Annotated in this window: 9 protein-coding genes; 5 read left to right on the top strand and 4 right to left on the bottom strand. The window is 70.9% G+C overall.

Annotated elements, in window-relative coordinates; all coding sequences use genetic code 11:
* Positions 1-32: 32 nt before the first annotated feature.
* Entirely contained in the window at positions 33-953 is a 921-nt protein-coding gene (gene rfbA / locus FHS34_RS15010) for a glucose-1-phosphate thymidylyltransferase RfbA (RefSeq protein WP_184965242.1), read from the bottom strand.
* A gap of 113 nt (positions 954-1,066) precedes the next feature.
* Between rfbA and FHS34_RS15005 the strand changes: the two genes are divergently transcribed.
* Complete coding sequence (locus tag FHS34_RS15005) at positions 1,067-2,371, top strand: putative hexosyltransferase (protein ID WP_184965240.1); 1,305 nt, start codon at positions 1,067-1,069, stop codon at positions 2,369-2,371.
* 36 nt (positions 2,372-2,407) lie between these two features.
* Here FHS34_RS15005 and FHS34_RS15000 read toward each other — a convergent pair whose 3' ends face one another.
* Both FHS34_RS15000 and FHS34_RS14995 read right to left on the bottom strand, forming a co-directional pair.
* Positions 2,408-3,466: a glycosyltransferase family 2 protein gene (locus tag FHS34_RS15000; RefSeq protein WP_184965238.1), complete on the bottom strand. Its 1,059-nt coding sequence runs from the start codon at positions 3,464-3,466 to the stop codon at positions 2,408-2,410.
* A gap of 261 nt (positions 3,467-3,727) precedes the next feature.
* Positions 3,728-5,551, bottom strand: coding sequence for a phosphoenolpyruvate carboxykinase (GTP) (locus tag FHS34_RS14995; RefSeq protein WP_184965236.1), 1,824 nt, complete (start codon positions 5,549-5,551; stop codon positions 3,728-3,730).
* 368 nt (positions 5,552-5,919) lie between these two features.
* Between FHS34_RS14995 and trhA the strand changes: the two genes are divergently transcribed.
* From trhA to FHS34_RS14975, 4 genes are all read left to right on the top strand, one after another.
* Entirely contained in the window at positions 5,920-6,633 is a 714-nt protein-coding gene (trhA, locus tag FHS34_RS14990) for a PAQR family membrane homeostasis protein TrhA (protein WP_184965234.1), read from the top strand.
* Positions 6,634-6,768: 135 nt separating this feature from the next.
* Positions 6,769-8,340 (top strand): DHA2 family efflux MFS transporter permease subunit, encoded by a 1,572-nt coding sequence (locus FHS34_RS14985; protein ID WP_184965225.1) that lies wholly within the window; start codon positions 6,769-6,771, stop codon positions 8,338-8,340.
* A 5-nt stretch (positions 8,341-8,345) separates the two neighbouring features.
* On the top strand, positions 8,346-8,978 hold the full coding sequence (locus tag FHS34_RS14980) for a TetR/AcrR family transcriptional regulator (protein WP_446697025.1): 633 nt from the start codon (positions 8,346-8,348) through the stop codon (positions 8,976-8,978).
* Positions 8,979-9,011: 33 nt separating this feature from the next.
* Complete coding sequence (locus tag FHS34_RS14975) at positions 9,012-9,743, top strand: Mut7-C RNAse domain-containing protein (RefSeq protein WP_184965221.1); 732 nt, start codon at positions 9,012-9,014, stop codon at positions 9,741-9,743.
* Between the two features lie 140 nt (positions 9,744-9,883).
* Here FHS34_RS14975 and FHS34_RS14970 read toward each other — a convergent pair whose 3' ends face one another.
* Entirely contained in the window at positions 9,884-12,406 is a 2,523-nt protein-coding gene (locus FHS34_RS14970; protein ID WP_245002256.1) for a galactose oxidase early set domain-containing protein, read from the bottom strand.
* Positions 12,407-12,412 lie beyond the last annotated feature (6 nt).

Here is a 12,412-nt window from a genome sequence, read left to right as displayed (position 1 = left end):
GGCCGCGGCCCAGCCCGTCACTGCCCAGCCCGTCACTGCCGTCGCGCCTTCGGGACGTCCGCACCCCGGCGTGGGGGGACGAGGGGCGCGGCGTCCTCCAGCAGCCCCAGCAGGTAGTCGCCGTATCCGCTCCTGAGCAGCGGCCGGGCCAGGTCCCTGAGCCGGTCGTCGTCGATCAGTCCGGCCCGCCAGACGGCCTCCTCGACGCAGCCGACCTTCAGGCCCTGGCGCTCCTCGATCACCCGGACGAACTCCGATGCCTGCATCATGGAGGCGAAGGTCCCGGTGTCCAGCCACGCGGTGCCCCGGTCGAGCCGGGTGACCTGCAGCTCCCCCGCCTCCAGATAGACGCGGTTGAGGTCGGTGATCTCCAGTTCGCCCCGGGCGCTGGGCCGCAGGCCGCGGGCGATGTCCACGGCGCGGTGGTCGTAGAAGTACAGTCCGGGCACGGCGTACCGGGAGCGGGGCCGGGCCGGCTTCTCCTCGATGGACAGGGCCCGGCCCGAGTCGTCGAACTCCACCACGCCGTAGGCGGACGGGTTGGCGACCTGGTAGGCGAACACCTTGCCGCCCACGGGGTCGCCGCTGCGGGCCAGCCGTGTGCCGAGGCCGCTGCCGTGGAAGATGTTGTCGCCGAGGATCAGTGCGACCGGCCGGCCGTCGACGAAGTCGGCGCCGAGGAGGAACGCCTCGGCGATTCCCTTCGGGGTTTCCTGCGTCATGTACGCGAGGCGCAGGCCCAGTTGGCTGCCATCGCCGAGCAAGCGCCGGAACTGGTACTGGTCTTCAGGGGTGGTGACGATCAGAACTTCACTGACACCGGCCATCACCAGTGTGGAAAGCGGGTAATACACCATCGGTTTGTCGAAGACGGGCAGCAGCTGCTTCGACACCGAGCGGGTCAGTGGCCACAGTCGCGAGCCGGTGCCCCCGGCCAGGAGAATTCCGCGCATGGCGACACCATAGGCGAATTGCCAATGAATGCCCCCTTTTTGCGCGCCTACCTCTGAACTCGGGCGTTTTGGACATACTGGTCGCGATCGAGCGCTACCCGAACGGAGCCCGCATGTCCGACACAGCCGCCACGGACCCGCCCCGGCGCGCGACCGTCCTGACGGTGCCGACGCTGGCCGCCTACACCGCGGTGGTCCTGGCCCTCCTGGCCCGTACGTTCCTGGTGCCCAGCGAGTCGTACGACTACCAGCTCTTCCTCGGACCCTGGTACCGGCACATCGCGGGCCACGGCGGTTTCCACGCCCTCGCCGACACCGGCTTCTCGGACTACAACGTGCCCTACCTCTACCTGCTGGCCGCGCTGACCCATGTGCCGCTGCCGCCGCTGGCGGGCATCAAGTGGATGTCGGTCCTGTTCGATCTGCTCCTCGCCTACTTCACCTTCCGGATCGTCTCCGTGCTCCGGCCCACGTCCTCCTGGGCAGCCATCGGCTCGGCCGCGGTGGTGCTCTTCCTGCCCACGGTCGTCACCAACGGCGCCTGGCTGGCGCAGTGCGACGCCATCTACGTGGCCTTCCTGGCCGGCGGGATCCACCACGTGCTCCGCCGGCGGCCGTGGTGGGCGTGCGCGTTCTTCGGGATCGCCCTGGCGTTCAAGCTCCAGGCCGTGTTCCTCTTCCCGTTCCTGCTCGTCCTCGTGCTGGTGCGGCGGGTGCCGTGGCGGTGCCTGCTCGCCGTTCCGGCGGCCTACCTCGCCCTCGACGTTCCGGCCCTCGCGCTCGGCGCCGACCCGGGGTGGCTGCTGACGGTGTACACCCGCCAGGCCGACGAGTACCACTCCCTCACCCTCTTCGCGCCGACCGTCTACCAGTTCGTGTCGGTGCCCGGTGACACCGAGGCCGTGTCCCACGCGGGCGTTCTGGTCGCCGGTGCGCTCGTGTCGCTCCTGACCGGACTGGCGGTGTGGTCCCTGCGGCGCGGCCGGCCCGGCGTGCCGAACGCCGGGCCGGCCGCGCGGGGACTGACGGACACCCGGATCCTGCTGCTGGCCACCTGCAGCGCGATCGTGGTGCCGTTCCTGCTGCCCTCGATGCACGAGCGCTACTTCTACTCGGCGGAGGTGCTGACGGTGGTGACCGCCTTCCGGCTGCCCCGGCAGCTCTGGTACGCCCCGGTGCTGGTGCAGCTCGCTTCGTTCGGCAGCTACCTGAAGTGCAACTCCGCGGCCCTGAACCCGTATCTGTCGATGCCCGCGCACGGCGCGCTGATGCTGCTGGCGCTGATCGCCGTGCTGCGGGCGACGGTCCATGAGTTCCGCCACGGGGCCGGGACGCCGAACGTGCCCGGCCAAGCCGCTCCCGGGACGGATCCCGGCACCAGCCCCGGCAGGAGCACGGCCGAGCCGGCTCGCGCGTAGCGGCCGCTCCCCCGGGGCGGACGGCGGGGGCCGGCCTCAGGGGCCGGCCGGCCCGCCGAGGGAGTCCAGCGTGCTGTCCCGGCCGCGTCGCGGTCCGGGCCACGCGATGCCCGCCATGGGGGCGGCCGCTGTGCCGGTGTCCTCGGCGACGTAGTAGGTGGGGCGCTGCTGGACGGCCGTGTAGACGCGGCCGAGGTACTCGCCGAGCACCCCCAGACAGATCAGCTGGACCGCGCCGACGAAGAGAACGGCGATGATCAGGGAGGTCCAGCCGGGGGTCGTGGCGCCCGCCGCGTACACGGCCAGGGTGTACGTGATCACGGCGAGGCAGACCAGGAAGGCGAGCGAGCCGAGCCAGGTGGCCAGCCGGAGCGGGGCGACGGAGAAGCCGATGACGCTGTCGACCGCCAGCAGGACCATCTTGCGCAGCGGGTACTTGGTGTCACCGGCGACGCGCGCGTCACGGTGGTAGGCGACCTCCCCACTGGGGAAGCCGAACCAGGGCACGAGGAGCCGGTACACCTGCGGCTGGTCGGGCAGGGCCCTCAGCGCGTCGAGTACGTTGCGCGACAGCAGGCGGAAGTCGCCGGCCTGGGCGGGGACATGGCTGCCGACCAGCCGGCGCACGAGCCAGTAGTAGGCACCCGCGGTGCGGCGCTTGAAGCCGGTGTCGGTGGCGCGGTTGACGCGTACGCCGTAGACGATGTCCAGCCGCCGCGACCGCGCCAGGGCGAGCATCTCCGGGATCTTCTCCGGGGGGTCCTGGAGGTCGGCGTCGAGGCTCGCGGCGTAGCGGCCGCGGGCGTGGTGCAGGCCGGCGGTCAGGGCGGCCTGGTGTCCGCTGTTGCGGGCCAGCCGCACCACCCGCAACTGGGGCCAGACGGCCCTCAGGTCCTCCAGTTGTCCGGCCGTCCGGTCCGCGGAGCCGTCGTCCACCGCGACGACCTCGTACGTCTCGCCCGTCCCGTCCAGCACCGGCCGCAGCCGTGCCACCAGCGCCGGCAGCGCCTCTTCCTCGTTGAACATCGGAATCACGACCGACAGCTCGACCGGCGCCCCGATCAGGTCGGTCGCGTCGTGGCGGACATCGGTCATTCGTGGTCCCCAGTCCATTCCGGAGCGGTTCGGGTGACGCAACACAGCGTCTGATTCATGCCCATACAGTACAATTCGGGGCATTTTTCACGTGTGCAGACACACGCCGGGGACCCGTGCGCATGGGAAAGGGCCCGGGGCCGCCCGTACGCCTTCGTACGGTGCGGGCGCCGGGCCCTCGTCCGGTGCTGTCACCGCGGCCGGCCGTGACGATCGCTGGTCAGGGCACATCCAAGCCGGCCGCGGAGTCTGTGAGCGGGCTCAGCCCAGGCGCTCCACCAGCGCCCGGTACTGGTCCCACAGCTCCTGCGGGGTGTGGTCGCCGAAGGTGTTGAGGTGCTCGGGGACCAGGGCGGCCTCCTCGCGCCAGACCTCCTTGTCCACCGTGAGCAGGAACTCCAGGTCCGAGTCGGCCAGTTCGAGACCGTTCGTGTCGAGGGCATCCTTGGTCGGCAGCACACCGATCGGGGTCTCGACGCCCTCGGCCTTGCCGTCCAGGCGCTCCACGATCCACTTCAGGACGCGGGAGTTCTCGCCGAAGCCCGGCCAGACGAACTTGCCCTGGTCGTTCTTGCGGAACCAGTTGACGTAGTAGATCTTCGGCAGCTTGGACTGGTCCTTGTCCTTGGCGACGTCGATCCAGTGGGCCATGTAGTCACCCATGTTGTAGCCGCAGAAGGGCAGCATCGCGAACGGGTCGCGGCGCAGCTCGCCGACCTTGCCCTCGGCCGCGGCGGTCTTCTCGGAGGCCACGTTGGCGCCCAGGAACACCCCGTGGTTCCAGTCGAAGGACTCCGTCACCAGCGGCACCGCGGTGGCGCGGCGGCCACCGAAGAGGATCGCCGAGATCGGCACGCCCTTGGGGTCCTCCCACTCGGGCGCGATGATCGGGCACTGCGAGGCCGGCACGGTGAAGCGGGCATTGGGGTGGGCGGCCGGGGTCTCGGACGCCGGCGTCCAGTCGTTGCCCTTCCAGTCCGTCAGGTGGGCCGGGGACTCCTCGGTCATGCCCTCCCACCAGACGTCGCCGTCGTCGGTGAGCGCGACGTTGGTGAAGACCGCGTTGCCCCAGAGGGTCTTCATGGCGTTGGCGTTGGTGTGCTCACCGGTGCCGGGCGCGACGCCGAAGAAGCCGGCCTCGGGGTTGATCGCGTACAGCTGGCCGTCCTCGCCGAAGCGCATCCAGGCGATGTCGTCACCGATGGTCTCCACCGTCCAGCCGGAGATCGTGGGCTCCAGCATGGCGAGGTTGGTCTTGCCACAGGCGGACGGGAACGCGGCGGCGACGTACTTGGCCTCGCCCTGCGGCGGGGTCAGCTTCAGGACCAGCATGTGCTCGGCCAGCCAGCCCTCGTCACGGGCCATGACGGAGGCGATGCGCAGGGCGTAGCACTTCTTGCCGAGCAGCGCGTTGCCGCCGTAGCCGGAGCCGAAGGACCAGATCTCGCGGTCCTCGGGGAAGTGCGAGATGTACTTGGTGGAGTTGCACGGCCACGCGACGTCCTGCTCGCCCTCCTCCAGCGGGGCGCCGAGGGTGTGCACGGCCTTCACGAAGAAGCCGTCCTCGCCGAGCTCGTCCAGCACGGCCTGGCCCATGCGCGTCATCGTGCGCATGGAGACGGCGACGTACGCGGAGTCGGTGATCTCCACGCCGAGCGCGGACAGCGGGGAGCCGAGCGGGCCCATGCAGAACGGGACGACGTACATGGTGCGGCCCCGCATCGAGCCCCGGAACAGGCCCTTCTCACCGGCGAAGATCTCCCGCATCTCGGCGGGGGCCTTCCAGTGGTTGGTCGGGCCCGCGTCCTCCTCCTTCTCGGAGCAGATGAAGGTCCGGTCCTCGACGCGCGCGACGTCGGTCGGGTCGGAGGCCGCGTAGTAGGAGTGCGGGCGCTTGATCGGGTCGAGCTTCTTGAACGTTCCCTTGGCGACCAGTTCCTCGGACAGCCGCTCGTACTCGGCCTCGGAGCCGTCACACCAGACCACGCTGTCCGGCTGCGTCAGTTCGGCGATCTCGTTGACCCACGAGATCAGTTCCTGGTGGTTGGTGGGGACGCCGGTGGGAGCCGCGTTGTCGCGCGCCACGATTGCTCCTAAGTGAGGGATTTTTGCCCTGGTGAGGGATTTTTCCTTTTGGGGCCCCGTGGGGGCTGCGGCCCGGATGCTTCGCAGTCGTTCGACTGTGGCGCTCATCCGGTGCCGACCGCACTCATTTGATCATCCGTCGTGTGTGCCCATATGTCCAGAGGGCCTCACAGGTGAGCGACGTGAGGAAGGCCACGGTTTTCGCATCCTCCCTGGGTACCCCTATGTCCCTTTACGTGCACGTTGAGTTCGCCTGAAGGACTTTTTGCGGTCGGACCGCCGGTCTCCCGTGAGACGATGGCCACTTGAGGGACACTTCACGGCGGGACTGATCCGCTACCTACGGTTCCGTAGGTACGATGCGGCGCATGACTGCGTCCGCCCCCGACGCGCCCCTGGACCCGCCGGCCGCCGGCCGCGGTCCCAAGGCGCACTCGTTGCCGCATCCGGTCAAGCCCCGACTGCGCGGCTGGCTGCACCTCGGCATGTTCCCGGCCGTGCTCATCGCGGGCCTCGTGCTCACCGCCCTCGCCGACTCGACCAGAGGCCGCGTCGCCTGCGGCATCTACGTCCTGACGGCCTGCCTCCTCTTCGGCGTCAGCGCGCTGTACCACCGGGGCAACTGGAGCCCCCGGATGGACGGCGTGCTGCGCCGCCTGGATCACGCCAACATCTTCCTGATCATCGCGGGCACCTACACACCGCTGACCCTGCTGCTCCTGCCCGGCGGCAAGGGTCAGTGGCTGCTGTGGGGCATCTGGGCCGCCGCCGCGGCCGGCATCGTCTTCCGCGTCTTCTGGGTCGGCGCCCCGCGCTGGCTCTACACGCCCTGCTACATCGCGATGGGCTGGGCCGCCGTCTTCTTCCTGCCCGACTTCCTGCGCACGGGCGGCATCGCCGTCCTGGTCCTGGTGGTCGTCGGCGGTCTGCTCTACAGCGCCGGCGGCGTGGTCTACGGCATCAAGCGCCCGAACCCGTCACCGCGCTGGTTCGGCTTCCACGAGGTCTTCCACACCTTCACGCTCGCCGCCTTCGTCGTCCACTACGTCGGCATCTCGCTGGTGGCCTACCAGCACGCGTAACCCCCTCCCACCGCCCCTCAGCGGCCACGACTCCTCCGAGTCGTGGCCGCTTCCGCGTTGCGGGCCACTTCACCGAGCCATCTGACATCGAGCACCCATTGACAGTCTCATGATTTTGAGAGTTACTTTCATTTCATGACGACTGTCACTCTGGACGATGAGACGCGGCGCGGCCCCTCCCGCCGCTGGTGGGCCCTCGGGGCCCTGGTCGCGAGCATGCTGGTGCTCGGTTTCGACACGACGATCCTCAACGTGGCCCTGCCGACGATGGCCGGGCAACTGGGCGCGACCACCGGTCAGCAGCAGTGGATGGCGGACGCGTACATCGTCGTGTTCGCCGCGCTGATGCTCCCGGCGGGGCTGCTCGGCGACCGGTTCGGGCGACGGCTGATGCTGATCACCGGGCTCGGGATCTTCCTCGCGGGCTCGCTGGTGGGCGCCGTGGCCGGGGACGTGGACGCGGTCATCACCGCCCGCGCGGTCATGGGCGTCGGCGCGGCGCTGGTCACCCCGCTCGCCCTGTCCGTCCTGCCCTCGCTGTTCGGCCCGGACGAGCGCACCAGGGCGGTCAGCATCATCTCGACCGTCTCGGCGCTCGGCCTCCCGCTCGGCCCGGTCATCGGCGGCTGGCTGCTCAACCACTTCTGGTGGGGCTCGGTCTTCCTGGTCAACGTGCCCATGGCGGCGATCGGCACAGCGGCCTGCGTCTTCCTGCTCCCCGAGACCAAGGACCCGGCCTCCCCCAGGGTCGACCTCGTCTCCACCGCCTGCACCGCGGCCGGTCTCGGCGCCCTCGTCTACGCGATCATCGAGGCTCCCGACCGCGGCTGGAGCGACCCGCTGGTGCTCTCCCTGCTCGCCGCGGCCGTAATCCTGATCGCCTCGCTGGTGCTGCGCGAGCGCCGGACGGAGCGCCCCATGCTCGACATGACCCTGCTCGGCCACCGCGGCTTCCTGCTCAACACGGTCGCCGCGACCCTGGTCATGTTCGTCCTGTCCGGCCTGCTGTTCGTGCTGCCGCAGTACCTCCAGGCCGTGCTCGGCAACGACGCCCTCGGCACCGGCGTCCGGCTGCTGCCGATGATCGGCGGTCTGATGGTCGCCACGCGCGGGGCGCCGCTCACCACCCAGCGGTTCGGCGCGCGCGCCACGGTCAGCGCCGGACTCGCGGTGCTCGCGTTCGCCGCGTTCCTCGGCAGCCGCACGACGGCCGGCTCCGGCTACGGCTTCACCGCGCTGTGGCTCTCCTTCGCCGGCGTCGGCTTCGGCTTCGCGCTGGTACCGGCCATGTCGGGGGCGCTCGCCACCCTGCCGAGGGACCGCGCGGGCAGCGGATCGGGACTCCTCATGACCCTGCGCCAGGTCGGCGGCGCGATCGGCATCGCCCTGCTCGGCAGCCTGCTGTCCGGTGCCTTCCGCGACCGGCTGGACGTGACCGGACTGCCCGCCGCTCTCGCGGACACCGCCCGGGACTCCGTCGTCGCCGCGCACCTCGTGGCCGGGGAGACGGGCCGGGCCCGCCTCGCGGCCTCCGCCGACGGCGCGTACGTCCACGGCATGGGCCTGGTCCTGCTGGTGTGCGGCGCCGCGGCCCTCGTCTCGGCCCTGCTGGCCGCCGCGTTCCTGCCGGGCCCCGCGCCCGCCGCCGCGAGCGAGCCGGGGCGGGCCCCGCGGATGGTCACGCCGGGGACCGATGCCGGACAATGACCCGCATGACGGCCGCACAGTCCCCGTACTCCCCCGCCGACCGCCCGCGACTCGGACTGCGGGAACGCAAGAAGATCAAGACCCGTGAGGCGATCCGCACCGCGACCTACGCGCTGATCAAGGAGCAGGGGTACGACGCCACGACGATCGAGCAGATCGCCGAGCGGGCCGAGGTGTCGCCGTCGACCGTCTTCCGCTACTTCCCGACCAAGGAGGACATCGTCCTCACGGACGAGTACGACCCCCTGATCCTGGCGGAACTGCGCGCCCGGCCCGCGGACGAGCCGTGGATGGACGCCCTCCGGCACGTGATGCGCACGGCCCTCGACCTGAGCGAGCGGGAGGATCCCGAGGTGCTCCGGCTGCGGGCGCACCTCGGGGTCCAGGTCCCCGCCGTCCGCTCCCGGTACTTCGAGAGCATGACGCAGACCGGACGCCTGCTCCGCGAGGCCCTCGCCGAGCGCACGGGCCGCGACCCGGAGAGCCTGGAGGTGCGCGTCAGCGCGATGGCCCTCATCGGCGGCATGATGGAGGTCTCCATGTACTGGGCGGAGAACGACTTCGAGGGCGGACTGCGGGACCTCATGGAGCGGGCCCTGGACGTCATGGAGCACGGCCTCGGCCCGGAAAAGCCCTGAGGCCCATGGCACCGTCCGTGACATCCTGACGGGGTGAACGGACCCGAGATCCACGTCGAAGTCGCCCCCGCCCTCCATCTGTTCGTGCCGGCCGCCCGTCGCGGCGGCGCCACGGCGCTGGCCACGGACGGCGCCTCGACGCTCGGTCATGTCATCGAGTCCCTCGGGGTACCGCTGACCGAGGTCGGCGCGCTGGTCGTGGACGACCGCGAGGTGCCCGTCTCGCACATCCCGAGCGCGGGCGAGCACGTCTCGGTCCGTGCCGTGGAGCGCCCGCAGCGGGTCCCCGGCGCCCCCCTCCGCTTCCTCCTCGACGTCCACCTCGGCACGCTGGCCCGCCGGCTGCGGCTGCTCGGTGTGGACACGGCGTACGAGTCGACGGACATCGGCGACCCGGCGCTCGCCGCCCGCTCCGCGGCCGAGAAGCGGGTGATGCTCAGCCGCGACCGGGGCCTGCTGCGCCGCCGGGAACTGTGGGCCGGCGCGTTCGTCTACAGCACCCGGCCCGACGACCAGCTCCAGGACGTGCTGGACCGGTTCGCCCCCGAACTGCGCCCGTGGACCCGCTGCACCGCCTGCAACGGCCTGCTGCGGGAGGCCACCAAGGAGGAGGTCGCCGACCAGCTCAAGGGCGGCACCCAGCGGTCGTACGACGTCTTCGCCCAGTGCACCGCCTGCGGACGCGCGTACTGGAAGGGCGCCCACCACGAGCAGCTGGAGGCGGTCGTGGAGCGGGCGTTGAGCATGCGGCCCCAGGACGGCTGAGCGGGGCGGCCGATCACCGGAGGCCGGCCCTGGGGTTGACTGGCGGCATGAACACGGCCCCGAGCCCGGTGGACGGGCGCCAGGCTCGGGGCCGTGCTGGTCCAGTGGGGCGCCCAGCCGGTGCCGGCCGCCTTTCATCCTCAGCTTCGCCTGACGTCCCCCTTCCCGCAGGCGATGCCGTCCTTGTTCCGGTCCAGGTGGTGCCGGTCGCGGCCGTGCACCTCCAGGCGGCCGAAGCCCTTCGCGAGCAGCCAGGCGCACCGGTCGGCCTGCTTCGTCTTCGGGAACGTCCACGGCACGCACTGGTTGATCCGGCCGTAGGCGTGGTCGCAGCCGTCGTAGCCCTCGGCCATCTTCACGCCGTGGTGCCGGTGCGCCGACCCGTGCGCCATGCCGTCCATGCCGTCCATGCCGCTCATGTCGTCCATGCCGGCCGTACCGCTGGTGGCACCCGCGTCCGTCACCTTCAGTTCGTCGGCGAAGGACTGCACGCGGGCCGCGGCGACCTGGCCCTCGGAGCCGACGCGCACCCACTTGGACACCGACGGCACACCGTTCGCGTCGACCACCGACAGCATGTACCAGCCGGGCGGCGCCAGGTTCGGGTTGCTGGTCAGACTGAGGTCGACGGTGTTGCCGTCGACGGTCATCGGCAGGTCGACGTAGCGCTGGTTGGGGTCGGAGGAGTGGGTGACGGCGGCCGGGCGGATCAGGGACGCCTTCACCACCGGCTTGTCGACGGTGATGCGCTGCGCGGTGCCGTACGTCCAGCGGGTGCTCGCGAGCGAGGTGATCTGCGGCCGGTCGCCCTTGAACAGGTACGGCGGCTGGTAGATCGACACGCGCTGGTCGAAGGAGCCGTCACCGGGGTTGTTGCCGATGCTGAGCACGCGGCCGTCCGGCAGCAGCGTGGAGGAGGAGTGGTAGGTCCGCGGGACCGGGTCGGTGGCCAGGCCCGCCTGGAAGACGTTGGTGGCCGGGTCGTACAGGGACGCCTCGAAGACGGGGTCCTCGCGGTAGGTGTGCAGGGCGCCGCCGGTCTCCAGGACCTTGCCGTCGGGCAGGATCACCGCGGAGACGTAGACCTTGCCCTGGGTGCCGGTCTGCGGGCTGCCGTCGGCGTAACGGCCCTGCGGCAGGTCGGGCCCGGCGACGTACTGCGGGGAGGCGGCCTTCATGTCGATCAGGTCGGTCAGCCGGTGGGCGTCCGGCGAGACGGTGTGGTTGCCGCCGCCCATGGTGAGGACCCTCTGGTCCTGGGCGGGCGGCAGCAGCACCGACATCGACTGGTCGCGCTCGTCCTTCCTGCGCAGTCCGGGCACCTCGCTGATGGTCCCGGCGCCGTAGTCGTAGACGGAGGAGCCGGTGCCGGGCAGGCCGCCGCCGAAGACATGGCTGCCGGTGTAGAACAGGCGGCCGTCCTGGAGCAGGATCATCGACGGGTACAGCCCCCAGAAGGACCAGGCCTGCTTGGCCTCGCCCATCGGCAGCCACTTGTTCTGGGCGTAGGAGAAGTGCTCGTTGACGACCGTGCCCGCGGAGTCCTCGCCGAGGCCGCCGAGCGCGATGACGTCACCGTTGCCCATCTCGGTGGCGGACGGGTACCAGTGGCCGGCCAGCATGTCGTTGGCCCGGACGTACTTGTTCTGGGCCGGGTCGAAGATGTAGCTCGTCCTCAGGCCCTTGTAGCCGACGCTGCCGTCCGCGGAGGCGTAGTCCTTGTTGCCGCCGACCACCAGCACCCGGCCGTCGGGGAGCTGGACGTGACCGGCGCAGAAGAAGTCCTCCGGGGTCGGGACGGCGGTGTAGGTGCCGGTCGCCGGGTCGAACAGGCTGGTCTTGAACGTGCCGGCCGCGAAGGCGTCCCGGTCGTTGCCGGAGCCGGCGATCAGCAGCACCTTGCCGGTGTGCAGCAGCACCGAGTGGATCGCGCGCACCGGGGAGTCGGTGGACTGCACGGTCCACCTGCCCCGGCACTCCGGCCCGGTGCCGCCCGTCGTGCAGGGGTCCGGGTCGGCGAGGACGGTGGCGTCGGTCATCGCGTAGTCGTCGGTGGTGAGGGTGCCGACGCCGTACAGGGCGCCGCCCCAGGTGATCTGGTCGGTGTTCGGCGGGATGACCGGGGTGCGCACCTCGGTGCGGGTCCAGGCGGCCGACTGGGGAAGGGTCTTGAGGTCGGTCCAGTAGACCCAGCCCTGGGCGGTGTCGTGCCGGAACAGGGTGAACGCCACGTTCGGTGTCGTGGACTGGTACCAGAAAGACAGGTCGTACTGGTGGTCGGGAGTGACCCGCGGGGCGCAGGAGTTCTCCAGCATCATCGTCTTGCGGTCACCGTCGCCGCGCCGGGTCAGCTGGATGCGGACGGCGCGGCTGCCGCTGTGGGCGTCGCCGGTGACGGTGAAGGAGAAGTCGTTGTCGCCCCAGCCGGACTTCTCGAAGCACTGCGGGAACTGTGACGGTCCGTCGAGGATCTCCAGGCCCGGGTTCTTGACCAGGTTGCTCGCGGCGGTGGCGCGCTGTGCGCCGAGCGGGCCGAGGCCGAGCGCCGCGGTGAACAGCAGCAGGGCGGTCAGCAGCAGGCGGGTCCGGGTCGGCCGGGCTCTGGGCGGTCTGCCCGGGCGGTGCGGCCTGCGTGAGCGGCAGGGCATGACGGTGTACGGCATGGCGGG

Origin of the sequence: Streptomyces echinatus (assembly GCF_014203595.1) — a bacterium.
GTDB classification, from domain to species: Bacteria; Actinomycetota; Actinomycetes; order Streptomycetales; family Streptomycetaceae; genus Streptomyces; species Streptomyces echinatus.
This window is presented reverse-complemented; position numbering and strand designations above follow the sequence as displayed.

Coding starts and splice junctions, on each gene's coding strand:
- rfbA (WP_184965242.1), bottom strand. CDS start 953: ATGCGCGGAATTCTCCTGGCCGGGGGCACCGGCTCGCGACTGTGGCCA.
- FHS34_RS15005 (WP_184965240.1), top strand. CDS start 1,067: ATGTCCGACACAGCCGCCACGGACCCGCCCCGGCGCGCGACCGTCCTG.
- FHS34_RS15000 (WP_184965238.1), bottom strand. CDS start 3,466: ATGACCGATGTCCGCCACGACGCGACCGACCTGATCGGGGCGCCGGTC.
- trhA (WP_184965234.1), top strand. CDS start 5,920: ATGACTGCGTCCGCCCCCGACGCGCCCCTGGACCCGCCGGCCGCCGGC.
- FHS34_RS14985 (WP_184965225.1), top strand. CDS start 6,769: ATGACGACTGTCACTCTGGACGATGAGACGCGGCGCGGCCCCTCCCGC.
- FHS34_RS14980 (WP_446697025.1), top strand. CDS start 8,346: ATGACGGCCGCACAGTCCCCGTACTCCCCCGCCGACCGCCCGCGACTC.
- FHS34_RS14970 (WP_245002256.1), bottom strand. CDS start 12,406: ATGCCGTACACCGTCATGCCCTGCCGCTCACGCAGGCCGCACCGCCCG.